The 24,063-nt window shown below is 67.2% G+C and carries 23 protein-coding genes; 10 read left to right on the top strand and 13 right to left on the bottom strand.

The features are described 5' to 3' along the window. Window positions 1-91 precede the first annotated feature (91 nt). The gene (locus IEY56_RS23760) at window positions 92-997 is read right to left on the bottom strand and encodes a LysR family transcriptional regulator (RefSeq protein WP_189039309.1); all 906 of its coding nucleotides are present in this window, start codon (window positions 995-997) and stop codon (window positions 92-94) included. Between the two features lie 88 nt (window positions 998-1,085). Next, window positions 1,086-2,720: an MFS transporter gene (locus tag IEY56_RS23765; protein WP_189039310.1), complete on the bottom strand. Its 1,635-nt coding sequence runs from the start codon at window positions 2,718-2,720 to the stop codon at window positions 1,086-1,088. A 188-nt stretch (window positions 2,721-2,908) separates the two neighbouring features. Here IEY56_RS23765 and IEY56_RS23770 point away from each other — a divergent pair, with 188 nt between their 5' ends. Continuing rightward, the gene (locus tag IEY56_RS23770) at window positions 2,909-3,778 is read left to right on the top strand and encodes an alpha/beta fold hydrolase (RefSeq protein ID WP_189039311.1); all 870 of its coding nucleotides are present in this window, start codon (window positions 2,909-2,911) and stop codon (window positions 3,776-3,778) included. Between the two features lie 45 nt (window positions 3,779-3,823). On the opposite strand, the gene IEY56_RS23775 is transcribed toward IEY56_RS23770, so the two are convergent. Together IEY56_RS23775 and IEY56_RS23780 are read right to left on the bottom strand one after the other, a co-directional pair. Continuing rightward, window positions 3,824-4,084, bottom strand: a complete 261-nt coding sequence (locus tag IEY56_RS23775) for a helix-turn-helix domain-containing protein (protein ID WP_189039312.1) — start codon at window positions 4,082-4,084, stop codon at window positions 3,824-3,826. Window positions 4,085-4,086: 2 nt separating this feature from the next. Then, the gene (locus tag IEY56_RS23780) at window positions 4,087-4,821 is read right to left on the bottom strand and encodes a DUF2975 domain-containing protein (protein ID WP_189039313.1); all 735 of its coding nucleotides are present in this window, start codon (window positions 4,819-4,821) and stop codon (window positions 4,087-4,089) included. A 372-nt stretch (window positions 4,822-5,193) separates the two neighbouring features. On the opposite strand from IEY56_RS23780, the gene IEY56_RS23785 reads away from it, so the two are divergent. The 6 genes from IEY56_RS23785 (at window position 5,194) to IEY56_RS23810 (ending at window position 10,774) form a co-directional block, all read left to right on the top strand. Then, the gene (locus IEY56_RS23785) at window positions 5,194-5,484 is read left to right on the top strand and encodes a WXG100 family type VII secretion target (RefSeq protein ID WP_189039314.1); all 291 of its coding nucleotides are present in this window, start codon (window positions 5,194-5,196) and stop codon (window positions 5,482-5,484) included. 34 nt (window positions 5,485-5,518) lie between these two features. Then, window positions 5,519-6,754, top strand: a complete 1,236-nt coding sequence (locus tag IEY56_RS23790) for a putative T7SS-secreted protein (protein WP_189039339.1) — start codon at window positions 5,519-5,521, stop codon at window positions 6,752-6,754. Window positions 6,755-6,788: 34 nt separating this feature from the next. Continuing rightward, complete coding sequence (locus IEY56_RS23795; RefSeq protein WP_189039315.1) at window positions 6,789-7,916, top strand: hypothetical protein; 1,128 nt, start codon at window positions 6,789-6,791, stop codon at window positions 7,914-7,916. Between the two features lie 69 nt (window positions 7,917-7,985). Beyond that, entirely contained in the window at window positions 7,986-8,609 is a 624-nt protein-coding gene (locus IEY56_RS23800) for a hypothetical protein (protein ID WP_189039316.1), read from the top strand. 276 nt (window positions 8,610-8,885) lie between these two features. Next, a complete protein-coding gene (locus IEY56_RS23805; protein WP_189039317.1) occupies window positions 8,886-9,344 on the top strand; it encodes an NUDIX domain-containing protein in 459 nt (152 codons plus the stop codon). A 281-nt stretch (window positions 9,345-9,625) separates the two neighbouring features. After that, window positions 9,626-10,774: a DUF819 family protein gene (locus IEY56_RS23810; RefSeq protein WP_189039318.1), complete on the top strand. Its 1,149-nt coding sequence runs from the start codon at window positions 9,626-9,628 to the stop codon at window positions 10,772-10,774. A 137-nt stretch (window positions 10,775-10,911) separates the two neighbouring features. Here IEY56_RS23810 and IEY56_RS23815 read toward each other — a convergent pair whose 3' ends face one another. Beyond that, window positions 10,912-11,271, bottom strand: a complete 360-nt coding sequence (locus tag IEY56_RS23815) for a hypothetical protein (RefSeq protein ID WP_229712148.1) — start codon at window positions 11,269-11,271, stop codon at window positions 10,912-10,914. 87 nt (window positions 11,272-11,358) lie between these two features. On the opposite strand from IEY56_RS23815, the gene IEY56_RS23820 reads away from it, so the two are divergent. Then, window positions 11,359-12,186 (top strand): helix-turn-helix domain-containing protein, encoded by an 828-nt coding sequence (locus IEY56_RS23820; RefSeq protein ID WP_189039340.1) that lies wholly within the window; start codon window positions 11,359-11,361, stop codon window positions 12,184-12,186. Continuing rightward, window positions 12,171-12,362 (top strand): DUF397 domain-containing protein, encoded by a 192-nt coding sequence (locus IEY56_RS23825; protein ID WP_189039319.1) that lies wholly within the window; start codon window positions 12,171-12,173, stop codon window positions 12,360-12,362. The genes IEY56_RS23820 and IEY56_RS23825 overlap by 16 nt, the downstream gene beginning before the upstream one ends. A 169-nt stretch (window positions 12,363-12,531) precedes the next feature. On the opposite strand, the gene IEY56_RS23830 is transcribed toward IEY56_RS23825, so the two are convergent. Both IEY56_RS23830 and IEY56_RS23835 read right to left on the bottom strand, forming a co-directional pair. After that, window positions 12,532-13,260 (bottom strand): hypothetical protein, encoded by a 729-nt coding sequence (locus tag IEY56_RS23830; RefSeq protein WP_189039320.1) that lies wholly within the window; start codon window positions 13,258-13,260, stop codon window positions 12,532-12,534. Between the two features lie 417 nt (window positions 13,261-13,677). Continuing rightward, on the bottom strand, window positions 13,678-14,979 hold the full coding sequence (locus tag IEY56_RS23835) for a S8 family serine peptidase (RefSeq protein ID WP_189039321.1): 1,302 nt from the start codon (window positions 14,977-14,979) through the stop codon (window positions 13,678-13,680). 129 nt (window positions 14,980-15,108) lie between these two features. On the opposite strand from IEY56_RS23835, the gene IEY56_RS23840 reads away from it, so the two are divergent. Continuing rightward, window positions 15,109-15,336, top strand: coding sequence for a hypothetical protein (locus IEY56_RS23840; RefSeq protein ID WP_189039322.1), 228 nt, complete (start codon window positions 15,109-15,111; stop codon window positions 15,334-15,336). Here the strand turns inward: IEY56_RS23840 and IEY56_RS23845 are convergent. The 6 genes from IEY56_RS23845 to IEY56_RS23870 all read right to left on the bottom strand — a co-directional run bounded on the left by IEY56_RS23845 (window position 15,333) and on the right by IEY56_RS23870 (window position 23,816). Beyond that, a complete protein-coding gene (locus tag IEY56_RS23845; RefSeq protein ID WP_189039323.1) occupies window positions 15,333-16,640 on the bottom strand; it encodes a S8 family serine peptidase in 1,308 nt (435 codons plus the stop codon). The genes IEY56_RS23840 and IEY56_RS23845 overlap by 4 nt on opposite strands. A gap of 383 nt (window positions 16,641-17,023) precedes the next feature. Beyond that, entirely contained in the window at window positions 17,024-18,322 is a 1,299-nt protein-coding gene (mycP, locus tag IEY56_RS23850) for a type VII secretion-associated serine protease mycosin (RefSeq protein ID WP_189039324.1), read from the bottom strand. An 87-nt stretch (window positions 18,323-18,409) separates the two neighbouring features. Next, complete coding sequence (locus IEY56_RS28680; protein ID WP_229712149.1) at window positions 18,410-19,855, bottom strand: hypothetical protein; 1,446 nt, start codon at window positions 19,853-19,855, stop codon at window positions 18,410-18,412. A gap of 21 nt (window positions 19,856-19,876) precedes the next feature. Continuing rightward, window positions 19,877-20,209: a hypothetical protein gene (locus tag IEY56_RS23860; RefSeq protein ID WP_189039325.1), complete on the bottom strand. Its 333-nt coding sequence runs from the start codon at window positions 20,207-20,209 to the stop codon at window positions 19,877-19,879. Between the two features lie 515 nt (window positions 20,210-20,724). Then, the gene (locus IEY56_RS23865; protein WP_189039326.1) at window positions 20,725-21,306 is read right to left on the bottom strand and encodes a hypothetical protein; all 582 of its coding nucleotides are present in this window, start codon (window positions 21,304-21,306) and stop codon (window positions 20,725-20,727) included. 176 nt (window positions 21,307-21,482) lie between these two features. Next, window positions 21,483-23,816, bottom strand: coding sequence for a xanthine dehydrogenase family protein molybdopterin-binding subunit (locus IEY56_RS23870; RefSeq protein WP_189039327.1), 2,334 nt, complete (start codon window positions 23,814-23,816; stop codon window positions 21,483-21,485). Window positions 23,817-24,063: the final 247 nt, after the last annotated feature.

The raw sequence follows: 24,063 nt of genomic DNA on the forward strand, positions 1-24,063 counted from the left end.
GGTCCGACGCCGGGCGGTACGCCCCGACTCGGCGGGGCGGCCCGGTCGGCGGACCGTTCGGGCTGCGGGGTCCGGGCAGCGGGGGTGCCGGTCAGCAGCCGACCCGGTTCTCCGACACCGTCCTGAGCTCGTCCAGCACCATGGCCGTGGCCGGTATCTCCAGGTGCTCGCGCAGCACGTACGCCGAGACCTGGCGTCGGGACGCGGGATCGAGGGCGCGCCCGGTGACCTTGCGGTGGACGAGGAACGACAGCACGAGCCCCGGCATCATCGCGATGCCGAGCCCCTCCGCGACGAGGCTCTGGACGACGAGGGTGTCGTCGGTGGTGAACGCGATGTCCGGTGCGAAGCCCAACTCGGCGCACTCGTGCAGGAAGTTGGCCCTGCAGCGCAGGCAGCCGGCGATCCAGCGCTCGTCCGCGAGCTCGGCGAGTTTGACGGCGCGGCGCCTGGCCATGGGGTGACCGGACGGCAGGAGGACCGTCAACTGGTCCTCCATGAGCGGGATTTCGATCAGCTCCTCCGGAACCTGCTCGTGCAGCCCGGGATAGGTGAACGCCAGGGTCACGTCGCATTCGCCGTCCACGACCCGGCGCAGCGAGTCCGGCGGCTCGCCCTCCTGCAACTCGACGCGTACAGCGGGGTGTTCAGCGGCCAGCCGGGCGAGGGCCTCCGGTACGAGAGTGGCCGCGGCGCTGGGAAACGCGCACATCCGGACCCGTCCGGCGCGGAGCCGCGTGATCGCGGACATCTGGTGCTGTGCGGCGGAGATGCGTTCCAGGATGTCCCCGGCGTGCCTCTCCAGGGCCTCCCCCGCCTCCGTGAGCCTCATCCCCCGGCCGACCCGGATGAACAGCGGTGTGCCGACCGAGCGTTCGAGGGCCTTCATCTGCTGCGTGATGGCGGGCTGGGTGTAGCCGAGGGTCCGCGCGGCCGCCGAGTACGAACCGGTGCGGACCACCTCGTGGAAGGTCCGTATGTGCCGCGAGTCGAACATGGCTGAACCATAAGCAGAATTTGGGCCGGCCCACTACGACGGCGACACGGCCTCGTGCGCGGCCCTGTTCCAGGTGCTGGTACCGAATTCAGGCGGGCCCCCGCAGCCGTCCCGCCACTGCCACGCCCACCGCGCACACCAGCGCCGAGACCGCGTACACGGCGAGGAACGCCAGCGGCTGCCCGCCCGCCGCGGCCCCGGCGGGTTCCGCCCCGTGCACGCCGACACTGACCGACCCGCCCCCGCACGCCGCGAACGCCGCACCGGTGGCGGCGAGCAGCACCACGTTCGAGAGGCTGTCGGACATCTGCAGCGCGGCGGAGTTCTTCCCCACCTTCTCCGGCGCCGACAGCTGCAGCAGCAGCACACTCGTCGCGCCGATGACCAGGCCCATCCCGTAACACGCCACGGCCATCGCGACGGCGAGCGTCCACACGGGCACCGTCTCCAGCAGTACCGCGGGCGCATACGCCACCCCGCCCGTGACCAGCACCATTCCGCCCTGGGCCAGCCGCTCCCGGTACGGGCCGAGCCGCGCCCGCGACTGCGTGAACGAGCCGAGCGCCCACGTCCCACCGCCCGCCGCCAGCGCGAGGCCCGCCAGCGTGACCGACAGTCCGCGCTGGCTGACGAGCATCAACGGCACGAAGCTCTCCGCGACGACGAACCCGCCCGCGGCGATACCCCGCAGCAGCACCACCGCGGGCAGCCCGCGGGCGGCGCGGTACGTCCCCCGTGGAAGCAGGCGCAACGCCGCCGGTACGAGGAGAGCCGCACCGGCCAGCGCCGGGACGATCGCCGGAAGGCTCAGCTCCTGACCGGCGTACTGCAGCAGCCCCGCGCCCACGGCCAGCGCCCCGGCGTACTTCAGACGTCCGCGATCCCCGGCCCCCGTTCCGGAACCGGAACCCGTTTCGGTGCCGGGTCCTTGCGCGGGCACGTCCGCTCGGGGCGGGCCCGACGCGGAGCGGCGCAGCGCGGGCATCATCACGGCCAGCGGGACCGCCACCAGCAGCGGGATGCCGAGGAACACCCAGCGCCAGCCCAGGTGCTGCGTAACCGACCCGGCGATCAGCGGCCCTACCACGGCCGGTACGACCCATGCCGCCGCGAACGACGACATCACCGGCGGCCGCAGCCGTTCCGGATAGGCGCGGCTGACGGTGACGTACAGCGCCACGATCACCAGCCCGCCCCCGATGCCCTGCACCGCGCGCCCCAGCACGAAGATCCACATCGTGACGGCCGTACCGGAGAGGACCAGACCCACCGCGAACGCCCCGATACCCGTCGCCACCGGCGGCAGCGGCCCGCGCCGGTCGCACCACAGGCCGGAGACGACCATCCCGAGAAGGGCGGTCGTGAACAGCGCCGAGAAGGCGAAGGCGTACGCGGAGACCCCGTCGAGTTCGTCGGCCGCCACGGGCATGGCAGTCCCGACGGCTGTCGCCTCGAACGCGATCAGGAAGACGACGGAGACGATGCCCAGCGTCAGCGCGCGGTAGCCGCGGCTGAGGACGGTCGCCTCCTCGAGCAGCGGCGCGGACGGCCGACCCTCCGCGGGCGGCCGCCCGCCGCCTTCCGCGCCGGGACGGGAGCCCTCGCCAGGACGGGAGCCCGCTTCGCCGCCGGCGGAGACGGCGGTCCCCGCGGCGTCCCGCCTGCGCCTGCCGTCCGTGGCGATCTCTCCGCTCTCCCCCGGTCCGTCCTCGTACGTGGCCATGAGGGCACGCTATGGGGTCCCGGAGTCCTCGGCCTGTGTCCGGGGGTGGTTCCCCTGTCAGCCGATGGTCCTAAGCCGCCTCTCCCCCATCGGCCTGCCGCTCTCTTCGCACCGCCTCGCCGGCCGCGACGCCCGAGGGGAACCGCATGTCACGGTGGAGGGCGTCTTTTTGGGGCACCCTGACACCTATGCCGCACTTCACCTCGTACGACGAGGCCGAGCTCAGCTACCGCGTCCTGGGGGACGCCGCCACCGGCTGGGACCGCCCGCCCCTGGTCTGCCTCGCCGGCGGCCCGGCGCGCGACGCCGCCTACCTGGGCGACCTGGGCGGACTGAGCGCGTACCGGCGCCTGATCGTCCCCGACTCGCGGGGCACCGGCGCGTCCCCGCCCGCCGCCGACCCGGCCGAGTACGCCTTCCCCCGTCTCGCCGAGGACGTCGAGGCGCTCCGCGCGCACCTGGGCCTCGAACGGTTCGCCCTCCTCGCCCACGACGCCGCGGCGGCCACCGCCCAGACGTACGCCGCAGCACACCCCGGCCGCCTCTCACACCTCGTACTCCTCAACCCCGGCTCCCGGCTGCAGGGCGAACTCCCCGCCGACGCACGGGAGATCTTCGAGTCGCGCGCCTCCGAGGGACCTTGGTGGAAGGAGGCGCATGAAGCGGTGCGGCTGCTGGAGGAGGCCACCGACATGCCGGAGATCCGCCGGCTGCTGCTGCGCGCCGCGCCCATGGCGTACGGACGGTGGGACGCCCCGCAGCGCGAACACGCCGCGCAGGAAGGCGAACAGCTCAACCCCGTTCCGCGGGCGGGCTTCTGGCAGGGCGTCGACGACGCCGCATGCGACACCATCCTGGACGCGCTGCCCGAAGTCGCGGCTCCCGTACTGGTGGTGACCGGGGAGCTCGACGCGGTGACCGGCATGCGCGCGGGCGAGGTCGTCGCGAACTCCTTCCCGGACGCCCGTCTCCACACCCTCAAGGGCACGGGCCACTACCCCTGGATCGACGCCCCGGGCTCCCTCACGCGGCTGCTCAGGGACTTCCTCTCCTCGTAGGGCGGAGCGCCCGGTACAGGAGCGCGATGCATCTGGACAGCGTCCTCATGCGGGAGCGGAACCGTCACCGGCCACGTCGTCCGGCTGCTGCACGGCGAGGATCTCGCCCGGGGTGCACTTCAGGACGTCGCAGATCGCCGTCAGCGTCGAGAAACGGATCGCCTTGGCCCGGCCGTTCTTGAGCACTGACAGGTTCACCACCGTCACGCCGACCCGGTCCGCCAGCTCGGTGAGCGTCATGCCGCGATCGGCGAGCAGGCGGTCGAGGTGGCACATGATGCGGTGCTGGTCCGCGGATACAGCCATGCTCAGACCAACCCGTCGACGTCCTGGGCGAGTTCCGTGCCCCTGCGGAACACCTCGGCGAGCGCCAGGAGCAACAGGGCGATGAACAGGGGGACTTGAGGAAGGGAGAAGGCGAAGGCCCCGACGGGCGCGTCCGCACCGTCCAGGCCGAGCCGCTCCAGGACCAGGCCCGACGCGAGCGCAGGGGCGGCGGCCATGCCGAGCGAGCCGAAGGCAGTCAGCACGGCGAGACCCGCGACCCGGACGGCGTTGCCCTGGCGGAAGGGGTCGCCCTCGGCGATCGACAGCAGCAGCCTGCGCAGCAGCAGAGCGCCCGCGAAGGCACAGAGACCGAGGACAGCGGAGTCCGCTTTCGCCAGGGCCTGTTCGGCTGCCGTCGAACCCCACGAACGCAACTCCGTCGGTCCGGTGCCCACTTCGAGCCAGCTGCTCCTCGGGGCGTCCGCGATGTTCAGCCGGATCCCGTCGCCGGCCTTCGAATCGGGGACGGCCAACGGGGCTTGAGAACCGGCTCGCGTCTCGCGCGCTGTCTCCACGCTCAACCCGTCGGCTGTACGAACCTCTACCGGGACGCTCACGTCGGCGGGCGCCTGCGTCATCCCGTTGACGTCGTAGACGACCCCCGCGACGCCCGCGATCAGGCCCAGCCACAGCACCGCACCGGCAAGCCGCCGTACGAAGCGTTCACTTGCGAAGCGCCGGGGCTTCCTGCTGCTGATGTATTCGGAGATGCCCATGGGATTCCTCGGCTCGGGCTGCGGCGACTGCCGCACGCGACGAAGGGCAGGCACGAGCGGGAGCCCGTCCACGCGGCGGAACCTATCGTTAATCGATGTTATCGACAAGCGATAGGGGTGGGGGTGCGGGGGTACCCGCCACGGCATCCCGCGCATAGGATCACAGGCCACGAGAGGCGACCAGCCCGTGCACCGAGCCGCCGCAGGGCAATAAACCAGAACTGCCCCGACCGATGCGGTGTTGCGGTGGCCACCCCGCGCGCCCTCACAACAGGGACGCAAAGGGGGTGAAACTCTTTCACCTCCCTCATGTAGCGTCTCCCGGACACAAGCTTCGATCACACCGACGCGGCAAACGGGGAGTGCAGAACGGTGAGTTCAGAGTTTCGGATCGACATCCCGCGCGTTCAGAAGATGGTGGACAAGCTCAGCGAGTCCACCGAGCGGATGCAGCAGGCGAGGACACGCCTGAAGAAGGTGGGGCCCAAGACCCTTGGCACAGACGGCCTTGACGACGCCTGCGACACCTTCCAGTCGGAGTGGGAGGACGGCATCAAACGCATTGAGGACAGCGCCAAGGACATCAAGGACCGGCTCCAGACCACGGTTGATGCCTACAAGGCGGGCGAAGAAAAAGAAGTCAAGAGCTACGGCAAGGGCTGAACGATACGGGGGATAAGTCATGTCCTGGCGCAGCATGTTCATCGAGGACGACAGCGGGTGGCCCGGTCTCGGGTTCAACCCGGCCAAGGGCGACGCGGAGGCGATCGATCTACTCGCTTCGGACGTCAAGGCCGTCGGCGACGAACTCGAAGAGCTGAACGATTTGATCAAGTCGGTGGGCGAACGTGGCGGCGCCTGGGAAGGAGAAGCCGCCGACAGGTTCACCAAGAAGCTCGGCGAACTGCCCAAGTACCTGAAGCAAGGCACCGATTCCATGCAGGACTGCGCTAAGGCTCTGCGCACGTGGCACGGAAAGCTGCAGGACTTCCAGCAGCGGGCGGAGCGTACCGAGGCGGACGCCGTCGAAGCACGCAAGCGAGCCGAGCAGGATGCCGACAGGTACAACGCCCTGGTACGGCGGTACGCGGGTGTGACCATGGAGGCCGATCAGGTCAAACGCGTCAACACAATGATGGAGGACGCCAAGGGGGACGTCGACCGGGCCAACGATCGGCTTGAGCAGCTCATCCGCGAGGGCGAGAAGATCCTGGCGAGCTGGAAGGACCGGGCGGGTGAGGCCGAACGAGCCATCCTGAAAGCCTCTGAGAACCACCCGCCGGACCTCGGCCTCTGGGACCGCATCACGGACGCTCTTTCGGAGGGCTGGCGTGACTTCAAGGAGTGGCTGATCGACAACGCCGACGCCCTGTCCAACTGGTCAGCCGGCCTCGCCGCGGCGGCAATCGCTGTGAACGCCATTCCGGTCGTGGGACAGGTGGCTTCCGTCGTCCTGGCAACAGCCTCGTCACTCTGTGCGGCAGGGGCCATGGCCGGGCACTGGATGGACAACGCGCGCGGCGGCAAGTCTTCCGGCTGGCAGATCGGGCTCGATGCCTTGGGCGTGCTCCCAGTCGTCGGCGGCTCGGTCAAGGGAGCCATCGCCGGAGTAAAAGGGGCAACCGGCCTTGCGGGCAAGGTCGCAGGAGGTACCCGTGGCCTGACGGGCACGGTCATCGAAGAGGGTGGCAAGAGGGCGAACCTCATCTATGAGGGTGTGGAGAATCCCCTCAGCATGAAGTTGATCAACGGCGGTCTCAAAAAGGCCTTCGGCAAGGCGGACGACGTACTGCCACCCGGCCCTACGCAAATGGTGGTGAAGACCGGAGCTGCCATCAAGGGGACCTGGGATTCGCTGACGGGCTCAGCGGGGGAAGAGACGACTGCCCCGGCCCCTTCTAGCAGCAAGTTCCATCAGACCCTCGCAGCTTGAGGGGCGTCAGACCACAGGAGCTGCAAGCACTGTCATGCATTTCCCGGACGCATCCACGGCCGCGCCCCGGCCACAAGGGGCCTATCGCCCGCTTGACGATTCAAAGCTCCGCATCGGGTGGATCATGCCGCCCTTCTTCCATGAACTGCCGGTCGACGCTCCTGACGCCGATTCGGCAGCGGAGCGCCTGCACTCCCTTGCTACCACCCTCTTGGCCGAGCATTCAACAGACGACCAGTACGCTTTCGCTCTGCTCCTCGGGGCCCAATTGGAACCTATGACAGAGAACAACGTCATCTACGCCGGTCTGAGTTTCCTGGAGGTGGACGGGCAACCCACGTCCTCCACCGTGCTCGTCGCGCAACTTCCGCGTGACGGCGGTGGCGATGACGAGACTGTCCTCACCACCTTGCAGGACACGCTGAAGAGCACCTACACCGATGACGAGGTCGAGCAGACGGATCTGCCTTGCGGGCCGGCCGTCTCCCGGATCGGGAGGGCGCCGTTCGTCGTGGAGAGCACCTCGACCGGTGAAGTGACGCAGGTGGAGAGGCAGCTCATCCAGACGTACGTTCCCCTTCCCGGAACAGCGGAGATGCTGCTTTTCGAACTGGGCGTGTTTTCCCCCGAGGGCTGGGAGCTGCATTCCGAGGTGTTCGCCGAAGTCCTGAAGACGATCGACTGGGCCACGGACCAGGAGATCGCCGAGGCGGCGATGCTCGCGCAGAGCGGAGGAGCCCGACTTGAGGCCGCCGACGCTCTGGGAGAGACCGCCAAACGGGGACTCGACAGGATCTCGGACGAAGTTTTGCGGGCCGTAACCGATCGCGAAGGGATAGCCAGGGAAGACGAGCGGCTTTCTGCCACAGTGTGCTCGGCCTGCTGGGACAAGGGCCTCCGCTCTCCCTGCGTGGGGCACCAGGCATGGCAGCTGAGCGGCGTGGGCGAGAGCGAGCTGGAAGCGGCCCTGCCACGCCTCGTCGCCCACTTCTCAGAAAGCGGGTGGAGGGTGGAGGATCTGCGCACGGACGGTCTGCGTGCTCAGACGGAGGAGCATGCGGTCAAGGCCTCCACCGAACCCGTTGCGGGCAGGCTACTGGCCGAAGTCTCATCGGTGTGCAATCGGCTGTCCAACCAAACTGTGGCCGACGACTTCGGGTAATCAGTCCCACCGCTCTTTCCGAGCCGACAGGACCGAGTGTGCGGCGACCGGACGAACAGGGTGATCACCATGGCAACAAGGAAGCTCTTGCAGCGCGTCACCGAGGCGGTGCCGCAGGGTGAGGAATTCGTAGCGGCCTTCCAGTCGGAGCCCGCCTCCGTCGACGGAAAGCAACCCATCGCTCCCAAGGAGCACCGGCCGCAGGTCTTTGTGGGCATGAACCGGCCCAGCGACTCCTGGGGGACGGTCTTCTCAGTGCTGGGACGACTGTTGACCAACGATCTCTTCAACTACTCGGCACCCATGAACAGCGATGCCGGTCAGCGCGAGAAGTGCAGGCAAGAGGGCGCAGCGTTCTTCGGTGACTGGACAAGTAACGCAGGCGAACTACTCGCCGCGCTCCAGCCCCAGTCCCGTACCGGTGTGATCAGCATGCTCACGGTGACCACTCACAGAGCCCGGGTAATCTACATCCAGCGGCGCCGAGGCAGCATGTACCGGCTGCGGGACGGTACAGAGCTGGGCTGGTCATGGCCGCTCGATCAACTCGCCTGGGTGCGTCAACGTGCGGGCAAAAATGTTCAGTTCGGCTTCCCGGACGGGTCGTGGGCCAGCGTGGTGGCGCACACCGCTGACGACCTGCAGCGCTATTTTCCCCATATGCTGCCGAAGGCGGCCGACATCCCGCGGTGATGCGCTTCCGGAGCTCAACTGGGCAGCCGAGTTGAGCTGAGCTGGTGAACGCTAGCGGGTTGCAGGCGCAGATTGCCCCACCCCCCGCCCCGTCACTTCTGTAGCCGCACCGGTTACAGCCCGGGGCTGGCGCAGACGGCGACACGGCCACCGAAAAGCGGTTGCGGGCGCTCCATGCTCCGGCGAACCATGCGGGACACGGCCGGTGTTGACGGAATGGAACCGTGCCCGAGGAGCCGTCTCCCCACCCCACCCGCCAATGCGAAGTACGGAGCCATGAGTTCGACGTCCCCCTCGCAACCGTCCCCGCGCGACCGCGCCCTGACCGCACCGACCGTCTCCGTGGTCTTCGTATGCCATGACGGAGCCGGCCGCGTCCTGCTGGCCCTCCGTAGCGCCGGCGCCCGTGACGAGCCCGGAACGTGGGACGCCGGTGCGGGCGCCCTGGAACACGGCGAGACGTTCGAGGAAGCCGTCACACGCGAGGTACGCGAGGAGTACTCGGCCCCTCCGCACGCGATCGAGACGCTCGGCGTGCGGAACGTCCTCCGCGGTGACCCCGTTTCGCACTGGGTGGCGGTGGTGTTCGCCGTCGAAGTGGACCCAGCGCAGGTCGCGATCGGCGAACCCCACAAGTTCGACGCTCTCGACTGGTTCGACCCGGAGGCCTTGCCGCAGCCCTGCCACTCTCAACTTGCGGCGGCTATCGGTCTCTTCACCGCACGACAGCGCTGACGGCGGCCAACGAGCAGCGAGCAGCGACCTCAACGAGCCACAACAGCCGCGTAGTTGCGCGCAGACGACCGCACCGGACTGCGGACGTCCCGCCACCTCGTAACCGTCCGCTCACGACCCCTCGTGGCGGCTGATCATGGCGTGCACAATGCCCCGATGGTTTCCAACAGACCCCTCCCAGCCCCTGCCCCGGCCAGCACTGGCCGCACGCCAGCCGTCGACGGACAAATTCGGCGCCCCTGTCCCCATATCGCCGCGAACGAAGGGGTGACGGTCGGCATATGATCACCGACGGCTTCCATTACCTCGGCGTTCTGCTCGCGCTGTCGGGCGGCATCGTCTACGTGACGCAGCGGCGGGACTACCGCGTCTTCAAGTACGTACCGGGCTTCGTCCTGCTGTACTTCGGAGCCGCGGCGCTGAACACGGTTGGCGTCTTCGGCGACTCGAAGTCGATCGACAGCGCGGGCACCGCGGTCAAGGACGCCCTGCTCCCCCCCATGATCTTCCTGCTGCTGTTCAAATGCGACCTGCGCAAGATCGTCAAGCTGGGCCCGAAGCTGCTGCTGACCTTCTTCGTCACCGCGCTGAGCATCGTGCTGGGCTTCGTCGTCGCCTACGTCGCCCTCAAGAGCGCGCTGCACCCCGAGGCAGGCAAGGCACTCGGTGCGCTGGCCGCGTCTTGGACGGGCGGTTCGGCCAACATGGTCGCCGTTCAGGGCATCGTGCACTCTCCGGAGAACATCTTCGGCTACGTGCTCATCGTCGACACCGTCCTCTACTCCCTGTGGCTGCTGCTGATGTTCGGCTCCGCCGGCTTCTCCGAGCGTTTCAACCGCTGGACCCGGGCGGAGACCACCCACCTCGATGCCCAGGCCACGGCGGAGCAGGAGCAACGCCCCATCGACCTGGCCTCGATCATGACGCTGATCGGCTTCAGCCTCGCCCTCTCCGCGGCGGCCGGCTGGGCGGGCAGTGTGCTGCCGGAGCTGGGCGAAGTCGTCAACGCGACGACCTGGGCGATCCTCATCGTCAGCGTCCTCGGGCTCGTCGTCGCGTCCACGCCGCTGGGCAGGACCGCCGGCTCGTCCGAGATCGCGACGGTGATGCTGTACGTCGTCATCGGCATCATCGCCTCCGGTTCGGACTTCTCCTCGCTGACTGAGGCTCCGCTGTACCTGCTCGCGGGCGTAGTGGTCCTGCTCGTCCACCTCGTCGTCATGGTCGTGTACGCGAAGCTGGCGCGCGCGGAGCTGTTCAGCCTCGCCGTCGCCAGTACGGCCAACATCGGCGGCGTGGCCTCCGCGCCTGTCGTCGCCAGTGCGTTCGACCGTCAACTCGTTCCCGTGGGCGTGCTGTTCGCATTGCTCGGCGCCTTCATGGGGACGTTCGTCGGCCTGACGACCGTGGAACTGCTCTCGGCCCTCTGAGCCGGACACGGGCGGCCGACGGCGGTACACCGTGCCGCAGCCGCTCCGGCCACCGCCGCTCCGCCGTCCCGCACCATTTGGGTGCTGCGCGGCGGAGCGGGGCGTGCCGGACCGGTCCGGGAGCGGCCGTGCGGGTCTCACCGCTCGCCACCTTCTCCGTCCGAACTCGCCGCGCTATCCGTCCCGTTCGCCCGCTCCCTCCGGTGCGGCGGGGCGGGCAGACGAGCGCCGCGTGACTCGGCGACCCGGAGCGCGTCGCGCAACGCCTCACCCAGCCGACGCACCAGGAAGCGCAGTTCCTGCTCCTGGACACGCTGGCAGCTCAGCAACCCGCCCGCGTAATCGAGCAGTTCGGCTCCGAGTCGCAGTTGCATCAGCTCCATCTCGTCGGCGAGCGCGTCGATGAGTCCGTCGCCGTCGGAGGAGAGGTAGCAGGGTTTGCCGTCCTCCCCCGGCCAGGGGAGCAGACGGTGGTCACGGTGAGTTCCCTCGTTCATGCCCCCACCCTGCTGACCGGCCCTTACGCTCACGAGTGACGACTCCGGTACGCAGCGTGGCGTACCGTCTGGGGAACGGTGAGCACCATGACCATCGACAGCGCCCAACCGCCCGCCGCCTGGCGCTACTGCGGCAACCAGCTCAAGCGGTGGCGCCTTCAGACCGACGTCAGCCGCGACGACCTCGCCCGCGAGGCCGGATACAGCCACGAAGCCATCAAGTCCATGGAGCAGGGCCGCCGGAGGCCCACGCGCCGCGTGTTGGAGATCGCGGACGACATGTGCGAGGCGGGCGGCAAACTCCGCGCGGCGACGGACTACTTGGAGCCGGAGAAGTACCCGGCGCGTACCCACGAGTTCATGCAGGCGGAGGCCTCGGCCGTCACCCTGCACTGGTACGAGAACGTGTTCGTGCCGGGTCTGCTGCAGACCGAGGACTACGCACGCGCTCTACTGGAGGCGCACTGCCCGCCGTTGGACGACGAGACCATCCAGCAACGCCTGGCCGCGCGACTCCAGCGCCGCGACAAGCTGGCGCAGAAGCCGAGGGCGATCTTCACCTTCGTCATCTACGAGGCTGCTCTGCGCACCCTGGTCGGCGGGCGGGACACGATGCGCCAGCAGGTCCAACACCTCATCGACGTCGGCCAGTTGCGCAACGTCTCGATCCAGATCCTGCCGTTCGCCACGGGGGCGCACGCGGGCCTGAACGGCCCCTTCGTTCTCCTGGAGACGGAGGACGGCGAGCGCTACGCCTACGAGGAGAGCCACGAGATGCGGCACCTCTACGGCGACCGTGAAAAGCTCCGAGTCATCGAGGAGCGGCATGGCATGATCCGCATGCAGGCGCTCGGCGCCGAGGAGTCGACGCGGTTTCTCAGAAGGGTGGCAGAGCAGCTATGGAAAACCGACTGACGTGGGTCAAGTCGAGCTACAGCGGCACCGAGGGTGGGGCATGCGTCGAGGTGGCGGCGAGCCGCGTCGCAATCCACGTCCGCGACTCCAAGTCCGCCTACAGCCCCGTCCTCACCGTCCCGGCACCTCAATGGGCAAGGTTCGTCCGCTACGCCGCCGCAGCGCACGAAGCCTGAGGGGACGCCGGCCTGGTTCGCGTCGACCGCTCTCTCTGACGGTCGGCGCGACTCGGCCCTCCCGCCCGTCCAACGTCGCTGTTCTTACGGCGCGGCTGTCGTACCGTGCGAAGCTGCACCGCGCGCAGGCGACGGTGACGTGCCGGCCGCCGCAGATCTACGCCCTTCCTCAGGGGGCCTTGTCCCACGGCTCACCAAGGATTCCGTCATGGCTGCAGTGCAGCGCCGTGAGCGCGGCGACCATCCGCGGGTCCCAGTCGCCCGAATTCACCGTCAGATGGAAGTGGTTGTCCATCCCGCTCCCGTAGTCCAGTACCCGGGCGCCACCGCTGCGGTAGCCGATTCTCCGCGGCATCCGGAAGAGGTCGCCGCTGCCGCCGACAAGGGCAGCTACCCCCAGCACGCACTGCAAAGGGAAGATCAGCCACCACACGCACCACCAGAACCAGCGGCCCTTGTACCCCACAGCCGCAGGCCCGCCGTCCTGCTCGACGGACCAGCGGGTACGGATGTGTCCGCCGCTGAAACTCCGCTCCCTCGTGGCGCTCCCGACGAACTCCCCCGCCGCGCCGTACACGTCGTAACGCATGGGGTTCGCGTCCTCTGCCGAGACGGAGAAGACGCGAGCCCACAGGTTCTGCCGCTGCAGATCCGCCCACATCGCGAAGGAACGTATGCCGCGCTTACGCACCGCCTTGTATTCCTCGACTCCGCCCTTCGGCAGCTCACGGTCGAGATATACCTTGTGGCCGACGCCTTTGAGGGGCGCCCCCACCAACTCGTACCGGGCACGCCCGTCGTCGGCCGGCGCCGCCTTCGACTCGCGACGCCCCTTCTTCCCCGACTGCGCCTCCTCAGACGGCACTTGAGCGCGCCGCAACGTGACAGTTGCACCCATGAATGGGTCCCCCTCCTCGCCGTGCGTGTTCCTACTCGTGCCTGAGCGCTGCCGTATCCGCGGAGACTGCCTCGGCAAGCCGAGGGCAACCCTGAGAGCGAAAACGATCAGGCACCGTATGTGCGCTGCCCTGCGCGACACGTGACTTGAAAGACCGACCTGATACAGGCTCCGACCGTTGACCCGGGCCGTGTCAGCTCCTGATTCGGCGCGCCCTCGCACGGCAGAGAGCAACCAAGCTGATCGTTACGTGAGCAGCGACGCCGGGAAACGACGAGACATGCCACCTCAGCCAACCAACACCCGCTCGCCGGCGGCTCCCTGCCGTCTCAGAATTGAGCTGGCGAAGGTACTCCTCAGCCGCTGCCTCTGCCGTACCTGCGAGCGACGGACAGCTCTAACTCGGAGCCTGCTCGGCTAGTTGTACGGCGGCTGCTGAGGCGGAGCCGTCGGCTGCTGGCCGTACGGCTGTTGCTGCTGTGGCATGCCGTAGCCAGGCGCCTGGTGCGGCGGGTACGGGTAACCACCTGGAGCTCCGGGACCGCCGGGGCCGTTGTTCCGGTTCCTTTTACGGCGCCGGACGAGAACGATGGTGAGCACGATGGCGCCCACGAAGAGGAACGCGAGAATTCCCGTGATGGTCCACAGGATCACGAACTCCCGATCCTGCTTTTTCTCCAAAGCAAGATCTTCTTCGGTCTTCTGTGACCCGGTTTGCTGACCAGCGTTCTGCTCAGGGACAGCCAGTGGCCCGTTTTTGGAGCCCTTCGGTACATCTTCTTGGAGTGCAGCAAGGGGGCGGATGGAACCGTAGCCGTACCGCTCATCCGGGACCTTCGCACCATTTTCGCCAGCCGGCAGCTGGGCCGTCTGAGTCAGACGATTCACGACCTGACCTGCCGTGAGGTCGGGATGCTTTGCCCGAACGAGGGCGGCCGCAGCCGACGCGTACGCCGTGGCGTCCGAAGTGCCGTCGCCGATTCCGTAACCGTTCAGGTCCGAGGCCCCGCCCGTCGTAACGACCTCCACCGCCGGGGCCGTGAGCAGCGTTTCCTTACCCCTATTTGAGTTCTTCCAGATCTTTCCGTTCCGCTGCACACCTCCGACGGGGACCACTCCGGGGTGCGCAGCGGGATACTCAACCGCTCCCCCGTCGTTTCCCGTTGAGGCGAAAACAGGGACATTCTTACGCAAGGCGTACGCGATAGCTTCGGCTTCAGTCTCTGTCTTGATTCCGCCACCTTGCGAAATGTTGATTACTGAGGCACCTTGATCTACCGCATATTTGATGGCGTTTGCACCACCGGTTGCGTCGGACCCATCAGCACGAATCGGCAGGATCTTCGCCTCAGGGGCCAATCCCATTACGCCAGCCGAATTGCCAGGGCCGTGACCGTGACCTGCGATGATCCCTGCCATGGCAGTACCGTGGTTTGCACCTCCACGGGGAGAGCCGGAACCACCACCATCAATGAAATCTCTTCCCTTGAGGACGTTGCCCTTGAGGTCAGGGTGATCGGCATTGACGCCATCATCGATTACCGCGATGACTTGGCCCTTGCCCTTGGTGATTTTCCAGACGGACTCAGCTTCGAGATAGTCCAGCGCCCACTGGTCGTCCCTAACCTGGTCGGCTGCAGCGTTAGGTGCCGTTGCGCAGACCAACACGCCAGTCAATGTTGCTCCGGCGATGACGCGCAGACTTCGCTTGACGTCCATCTATCGAGTCCTCCTTGTTCCAGCTCAGCTGGCAACTAGCTGCCCCCGCGAGCTTGTGGTACTTCGAGTTGCCGGAACCTCGTCAGCCGACTGTCGGCAGGGCTACGTCCCGCCGCTTGGGTAGGTCTCTTGATCCTCGACGAGGTAGTCCGGGCGCTCACCCTGATCGTTCTTGTCCTGCTTACGCCGGGCGCCATTACACGCGACCCCGCCACGGTTCGAGTGCAGACCCGCGCCACCCTGACGAGCAGCGCCGTTGTCGCGAAGGCCGACGCTGGCAAGCCCGGCGCCGTGCGCCTTACAGAAGATCCGCGCTTCGCGTTAGTTGCGAGTGAGGTCGACAAGATCCGTCACTAGTTGTGCGGGGGCTGCTGAGGTGGCGCTGGCATCTGCTGCTGTGCGTACCGCTGTTGCTGCCGTGGCATGCCATGCGCGGGCGCCTGGTGCGGCGGGTAGGGGTAGCCGCCGGGAACTCCAGGCCCACCGGGACCGCCGAAACCACCGCTGTTCCGATTCTTCTTGCGGCGGGACCTCGCTACGAGGAGGACGAGTACGCCGATCGCCACGAGGGCCACGACGCCGATAACGGACCAGGCGATCAAGAACTCCCGGTCAGCCTTCTTCTGAAGAGCCTGAGACTCCTTTTTCTTCTGCGCGCCCTTGGATTCCTGCTTGATCTGTCGAGGGAGGGAAAGAGGCCCGTACTTGGAGCCCTTGGGCACGTCTGCTTGCAATGCATCGAGCGGGCGAATAGCACCGTAGCCGTACCGCTCGTCGGGAAGCTTCGCGCCTTTCTCTGAGGCAGGCATCGAAGCCGTCTCGGTTAGGCGGTTGACGACCTGCCCGGCCGTGAGATCCGGATACTTCGACCGAACAAGAGCAGCAGCCGCAGCGGCGTAAGCGGTCGCGTCGGAGGTCCCTGTGCCGTAACGGTAGTAGTCACTATTCTCGCCACCAGCCGTGAGGACTTGCGTGGCCGGTCCCGTCAGGAGCGTCTTCGGCCCCCTGTTGGACTTGCTCCAAATTTCCCCATCCTGCTTAACGCCACCGACAGGAACGACCCCAGGATAAGCGGCGGGGTATTCAATCGACCCGCCAGAGTTCCCAGTTGAGGCGAAGATTGGCACATTCCTCTTCAGTGCATATGCGATCGCATCAGCCTCATCCAGGTCGCTGTTGTCGCCACCCCGTGAAATGCTGATAACGGACGCGCCCTCATCGACGGCATATTTGATGGACTCACTGAAACCGTTTCCATCCTCCCCGCTGTCGCGGAGTGGCAGGATTTTAGCTTCAGGGGCGAGCCCCATGATCCCGCCTGCACTGCCCGGGCCGTGGCCGTGGCCAGCGATCATGGCAGCCATACCGGTACCGTGATCTTCACCCCGTTTCGGAGCGGTAGAACCACCGTCGATGAAGTCTTTCCCTTTGAGAACATTACCCTTGAGGTCAGGGTGCTCAGCGTTGACTCCATCATCGATGACGGCGACGATCTCGCCCTCACCCTTTGTGATTTTCCAGACCGACTCAGTGTCGAGAGCGCCGAGCACCCATTGCTTGTCTCTAACATCATCTGCCGCTGCGCTGGGCGCTGAAGCGACGATTAGCGTCCCAGCCAACGCCGCACTGCCGATTAGCTGCAGGGTCCGGGTAATGCCCATCTGTCGAGTCCTCTTTGTGCGCGGAGGGGTGCGGCCGGCAGGCCGCACCCCTGGGATTGAAGTACCTCGTAGTGCGCCGGGGCCCCGTCAGCCAACGCGGGCGGGGCTACGTCCCGCCGCTCGGGCATCCAGGTCTCCTCGTCCTCAACGAGGTAGTCCGGACGCTCGCCCTGGTCGTTCTTGTCCTGCTTACGCCGGGCGTTGTTACCGGCGACACCGCCACGGCCCATGACGCCACCGGCGTTACGGCCAGGCTCGATGCAACACCTTCGCGGCCCGAATGCAGGGCGGCATCACCCTGCCGAGCGCATGCCTGGCGAGGGGCCCTCTCTGACAAGTTCGAAACTTCCCATCAACTGCACAGAGGGCAGCAGGATTCGTCACTAGTTGAGCGGGGGTTGCTGCGGGGGTGCCGACATCTGCTGCTGAGCGTCCGGCTGCTGCTGGTAGTGAGGCATGCCGTAACCGGGTGCCTGGCCGGGCGGATACGGATAAGGACTCGGGCCAGCAAGCTCGACATTCCGCTTCTTCTTCCTTCGGCGTCGAACGAGAAGGATCATCAGGATGATTCCACCCACGAAGAGAAGCGCAAGTACACCCGTGATGACCCAAAGGATGACGAACTCTCGGTCTGCTTCCTTCTGCTGAGCTTGAGACTCCTTCAGTTTTTCCGCTTCCTCCAGATCACTCTTGATCTTCAACGGGAGAGACAACGGCCCATACGCGGGCCCCTTGGGAACATCCTCCTGCAGCGCCGCTAGAGGGCGAAGCGCACCATAACCGTACCGATCGTCGGGGAGCTTCGTCGCCTTCTCGGAGTCGGGCATCTCAGCGGTCTTAGTCAGGCGATTGACAACCTGACCGGCCGTCAACTTTGGGTACTTTGAACGGACGAGCGCAGCGGCAGCAGACACATACGCAGTTGCGGTAGAAGTTCCATCTCCGATCCCATATCCGTTCAGATTTCTGGGACCCCCCGTACTTACGATGTCCACAGCTGGAGCGCTCAGAAGTGTCTGCTTGCCATTGTTGGAGTTATCCCAAATCGTGTTGCTTTTTTCCAGCCCCCCAACGGCAACCAACCCCGGATACGCGGCAGGATATTCAACAGACTTGCCCGAGTTGCCGGTTGAGGCAACAATAGGCACATTCTTCTTCAGCGCGTAAGCGACCGCTTCCTCATCATCTACGGAATATTTCCCGCCACCTTGCGAAATGTTGATCACCGATGCACCGTGATCAACCGCGTACTTTACGGCCTTGTCAAATTGCAGAGAGTTTGACGCGTTGGCACGAATTGCCAGCACCTTAGCTTCCGGAGCCAAGCCCATGACGCCGTCCCGGTTCCCCAAGCCATGACCGTGTCCGGCGATGATGCCTGCAATGCCCGTGCCATGGTTGTCACCGTTCTTCGGCGCAGTGGAACCGCCATCGATGAAGTCCTTACCTTCGATGACATTGCCCTTGAGGTCAGGGTGTCGGGCATTGACTCCGTCATCGATGACTGCGACTGTCTGCCCTTTTCCTCGGCTGATTTCCCAAACGGACTCTGCGTCGAGAGACTTCAATGCCCACTGATCATCCCTAACCTGATCCGCTGTCGCGGGCGGCGCTGACGCGAAGACCAGTGCCCCAGTCAGGGATGCGCTGCCAATGACGCGCAGAATCCGGGTGATGCCCATCCGTCGAGTCCTCTTTTGTGCGGCGGAGGGGTGCGGCCAAATGACCGCACCCCTGAGCTTGTCCTACACGTAGTCTGGCGGTTCCCGTCAGCCGACTGTGGGCGGGGCTACGTCCCGCCGCTCGGGCATCCAGGTCTCCTCGTCCTCAACGAGGTAGTCCGGACGCTCGCCCTGGTCGTTCTTGTCCTGCTTACGCCGGGCGTTGTTACCGGCGACACCGCCACGGCCCATGACGCCACCGGCGTTACGGCCACGCTCGCCCGCCATGGCACCGCCACGGCTCGAGTGCAGACCCGCACCACCCTGACGAGCGGCACCCTTGCCCTGCTCCGGCGTGTCGAGGACGCCACCGCGCGACTTCGCCAGGGGACCGCGCCCAGCAACGTTCTTGCCGCCCCTGTTGCCTACGCCCCCGGCAGCCCCGCCGCGACCGCCGGCTCCGATGCCGCCGGCGACTCGCTGACCAGCGCCGCCACGAGCGCCGCCAATACCAGTGCGGCTGCCCGCACCGGCTCCGGTGACACTCCGATTACCGGAAGCCTTACCGACAAAGCCGGGGCCGCCGACGGGGCCGCCTCCTACAGGACCGGCACTCGCAGACGGGCCTCCGGTCACTCCCGCAGTGGGGCCAACCGACTTGGCGCCACCACCGGTGCCCGGAACAGCGGTGGGTGTGCCACCCTTGATCCCGTCGACTTTGGTGGCCGCGCCAGGCGTCGCAGAAACCGTAGGCGACTTCGTCTTCGGGAGACTCTTCCCGACTACGCTTCCCGTCTTAGAGGCGCTCGCAACTGCCGTCCCAGGACCCGAACCGTCCGAAGTCACAGGGACCGGTACGGGCGCAACACCTCCGGGCTCCCCCGGGTACCCGTCATCGCCTCCACCCCGGCCAGGCTTCCTCTTCTCCCACGTCCCCATTGTCTTGGTCTGGGACGAGTAGGTGAGGGCCAGTGTCTCCATCAGCGCGGCGGCCTTGAGCTGCTCTTCCTTACCGGCAGACAGGTCACCATCGTGATTGTCCAAGGCGCTCTGCGCGCCTTGGTTACCGCTGATCTCACTCCGCCACTTCTCATCGTCACGACTGAATCCATCGCCGATCTTGTCCATCGCGCTACCCAGGCCGCTGGGCTTCTCGATCGCGTCGACCTTCGGCTTGATATCGCTCAATTGCTGACCAGCGTTGCGCATAGCGATAGAGGTGTACTCAGCGTACTTGGCGCAGTCGGAGATCTGCTTACTGATCTTCCGTGCCGTCTTTGCGAATTCGTCGGCCGACTCACCCTCCCAGTGCTGAAGCACATGATCGACGGCCTTGTCAAAGTCACCCTTGACACTTCCACTGCCGCCAACGAGGTGGTCGTTGATGTTCTTCCAGGCATCGGCTACCTCGAGGACCTGGTCCGGCTTAGCGGTGGCAAGCATCTCCTTCATCGAGTCGATGCTCTCCCGGGTCGCGAACGGTGTCTTTACATCGCCCGCGTAACACATGTTGCCGGTATCGGTGTACTTGTCGAGCCCTGTGTCGTCACCCATGTCGTCCTCGCCCCCTGACCGCTAGTTTCCCGACCCGGAACGGCCGTTATCCATGCCGCTCTTAGCATCGTGCTCGGCGTCTTGGTACTTGCCGTGCGCCTTCTTCGTGTTCGTGCCGAAATCATCGATGACTCGGTTGATGACGGTGACGATCTCCTGGATATGCATCTTCATTTCATCATGCGCACCGGTGAGTTCGGTGCCCTCCGTGAAACGGGGGCTTCCGAGAGCTCCCTTAGGGAGGTTGGTGCCGTACTTGCTCTTGGTCACCGACCCGTCCATGGCCGTCTTCACACGACCGAGCTTCCGTACGGTCTCCTCGAGCTCGCTGAGATCGACCCGCATCTCACCCACGGCTGCGCCCTCCCCGTTCCTTCTCCGTCATGCGTTCCCGCATCCACCCGTGCACACCGACTGCGTACCAGAGGCCGTCCCGGCCCACTCGGACAGTTGAGCCGCAAAGACAGTACCGACCCATGGTGCCGTAAGACGCTCACTCGCACACCCTAGTAACACCCACTGACACCGGGTCACCACCCCTACGATCTTGCCTGCCCCCGTCGACGCGGAATCGAGCCCTACACGCGATCCCCCCTGCATGCTGCGAGAACCCGCCAGGGAGCACGAAAGCGGACCCGGACCCAGGAGAGGCGAAGTGGGCAAATGCCGCACGTCGCGCGGCTACTGACTGGATCACCGATACCGGATCGTGATGCGCCACAACGAATGCTTGCCCCCTTGCGGACTCGGTTCGCCCCCAGGGCCAGAACCCGGAGCTACAACAGGGAAGCGTCAGCTGGCATTCGGCCCCGAGATCCACGACCTTGACCCCCCGTTCAGTGGCCCCTGGCAGCAGCAGCCGAACGTCCTCAGGTGGCGCCCTTCACGATGCCGCACACGATGAGTCCGAGGAGGCCGACCCCCACCAGCGGGAACGTCATCCAGGAGAACGCCGGGGGCAGCGAGCGCAGAGCCCCGGCCGCACGTGGTCCCGGCCACCTTCCGGCGATCAGGCAGAAGAGGGCAGGACCGAGGGCGCAGAGGCCGCCGAAGAGGTATCGGAGGCCGGCAGCCACGGCGCTGGTGAGCGACGTCTCGTACGAGTATGTGTCGATCTGCACCACGTCGATCCGGTCCCCCTTGACGTACGGCTCCTCGGTCTCGACCTCCGCGAAGTCCGAGTCCTTGGTCTTGCCGTCGTCAGAAACGAAGACCCCTTCACACTCCTGGGGCGCCCTTCTCGTGTCTCCCTCCGCACAGCGCTCGACCGTGATCGTCCCCGCGATCGACTTGCTGAATGGCTCCTGGATGCCGGACACCACGCCCGCGTAGCCGAGCCCGAGCGCCAGAGCGAGCAGGAGCAGGCCGATCAGCCGGGCCCCGAAGGCACGCATCCCGCGGCCCCGGCCAGCAGCCGGCCCCGGGGTCCCGGAGACCTCTGACTTGACCATGCGTTCGGTCACCACTTACGTAATCCCCCTGAGCGCGGCCGCCCTTCAGCGACTGGCCGCGAGTTCGGTTGCCTTCGGCCCGTGGTCGGGCTGCGCCCTGCTTGAGCCGCCGTCCGGGATGAACTTGGCTGCCTTGCTGCTGAGTTGGTGCGCCACAGCCCCCGGCGCCCCGCCCGTCACCCGCCCTGGACCGCCGCCTGGGGGCGGATCGGGAGGCGGTTGACCGGGCGGCCCGTGGCTGCGCGGACCGCGGAGGCGACCGCCGCCGGGGAGACGACCACCGGGACGGCCGACGCGGCCTTCGCGCCGAACGGCGCCACGACGTCCTGTTCTTCGACGAGTTTGACGATGCGGATGTCCGGGGCGTCCAGCGCCGTCGGCAGCGCATAGCCGGTGAAGTCGGGGCGGCGTACCACGCCGCGTGCGATGCGCAGGTGCTCTGTGAGGGCCGCTCCGACGCCCTGGGTGACGCCCGCCTCGATGCGCGCGCGGAGCTGACGCGGGTTCAGCACGCGTCCCACGTCCTGCGCGACGGCCATCTCGACCACCCGTACGGAGCCGAGCTCGATGTCGACGTCCACGACGGCGCGTACGGCCGCGAAGGCCATGCCGACGAAGGCGTCGCCCTGCCCGGTCTCGTCGAGCGGCTCGGTCGGGTGGGGGCGGCACTGGGCCGTCGCCCAGAGCTCCTTGCCCTCCAGGGCTTCCGCGACGGTCGTGGAGAGCACTCCGTCGTAGGAGGTGATCTTCCCGTCGGACACGGAGAGCAGTTCCGCCGTCATCCCGAACTTCGAGGCCAGCGGCTGCAGTAGCTGCGAACGCACCATCTTCGCCGCCCGCTCGACCGCGCCGCCCGACACCCAGGTGTGCCGGCTGTGGGCGCCCGCGCCTGCCGGCGGCTGATCGGTGTCGACGGAGGCGACGTGGACCTCGTCGATGCCCAGCGTCTCCTGGACGATCTGACGGGCCAGCGTCGTGAAGCCCTGCCCTGATTCGACGGCGGCGCACATCACCGTCGCCACGGGCCCGTTGACCTTCACGGTGGCGGTGGAGACCTCGTCGGCGCCTTCCGCTCCGAGCATGTGGACCATGCCGAGCGCGTAGCCGACGCCCCGCCGTACCGCGCCCGGCTCGCCGGCGCCTTCGGGACCGCCGGGCAGCAGCCAGTCCCGCGCGGGGCTGTCCTTGGGCAGCGGCGGCAGCGGTGCTTCCCGTACGGCGCGCAGGAGTTCGGCGACGGGCGCGGGGCACGTGACGGTCTGGCCGGTGGGGAGCAGGTCGCCCGTCGCCATGACGTTGCGCATGCGCAGCTCGGCGGGGTCGATGCGCAACTGGGCGGCCAGCTTGTCCATCTGGCCCTCGTACGCCGCGCAGACCTGCATGGCGCCCTCGCCCCGTACGTGGCCGGAGGGCGGGTTGTTGGTGCGTACGGCCCAGCCGTCCACGGACGCGTGGGGGACGACGTACGGCCCCGCCGCGAAGGAGACGGCCGCGGCGAGCGCGTCGGCGCTGGTGTCCGCGTACGCTCCGGCGTCCATCAGGATCTGGGCCTCGACCTTGACCAGCCGGCCCTCGCTGTCCGCGTGGTGGCGGTAGCGCAGCAGGGTGGGGTGGCGGTGCGCGTGGCCGAGGAATGACTCCTCGCGGGTGGCCGCGATCTTGACCGGGGACCCGGTCTTCATGGCCAGCAGGCCCAACGGCATCTGCAGGCCGGTGTCTTCGCGGTCGCCCATCGCGCCGGGAACGCCGGTGACGACGATCTTCACCTGTTCCGGCGGCAGGCCGAAGCAGGCGGCGGCCAGGTCGCGGTCGGTGTGGGGGTCGGTGGAGGCCGTGTAGATCTCCACGCCGCCGTCGGGGCGCGGCACGGCAAGCCCCGCTTCGGCTCCGATGGGCGCGGGGTCCTGGCGGCCGATGCGGTAGAGGCCCTCCACGACGACGTCGCCCGTGATGTCCGGGTCTCCGAAGCGCAGCGGGATGTGGCGGATCAAGTTGCCGTCGGGGTGCAGCGGTTCGGACTCGAAGGACTTCTCCGGGTCGGTGACCGCTTCCAGCGGCTCGTACTCGACGTCGATCGCGGCGGCTGCCAGCCGCGCGGTGTCGGGGTGGTCGGCGGCGACTGCCGCGACGGGCTCGCCGTAGTAGCGCACCAGGTCGCGGGCGAAGGCCGGCTGGTCGGCGATCTTGCGTCCGTGTCCGGCGTCGCCCGGCACGTCCTCGTGGGTGACCACGGCGTGCACACCGGGGAGTTCCGCCGCCTGCGTGGTGTCGATCGAGATGATGCGGGCGTGCGGGTGGGGAGAGCGCAGCACGGCCGCCCACAGCAGGCCTTCCGCCCACAGGTCGGCGGCGTACGGGAAGGTGCCCTCCGCCTTGGCGGGTGCGTCGACCGAGGGGAGGGACGCGCCGATGCCCTTGGTGACGGGTCCGTCGGCGGGTTCGTGCGGCAGAGGCGTGCCTTGGGAGGGAGTCGCTGTGACGGCGCCGGGACCGTCGGCCGTGCTGGTCATGCCGCTGCCTTTCCGCATCGTCCGCCGCGCCGTACGCGCCGTACGCGTCCTTCTCCTCGTCGTCCCCCGCCTCGGGTGCGGCCACGCGTGCCGCCGCGTGTGCTGCTAAGGCGTGTCCTTTGGATCTTCGCGGGCTCGTGGCGTACAGCACGCCCGTCTGCTGCGCTGCCGGAGCCGCCCGAGTACTCCCCTGGCCTTCGGCATGGGGGACCCCAGCACGAGGGCGATCCTCCGCCTGGCATCCGGA

It is taken from the genome of Streptomyces daqingensis, from assembly GCF_014645895.1.
Taxonomy (GTDB): Bacteria; Actinomycetota; Actinomycetes; order Streptomycetales; family Streptomycetaceae; genus Streptomyces; species Streptomyces daqingensis.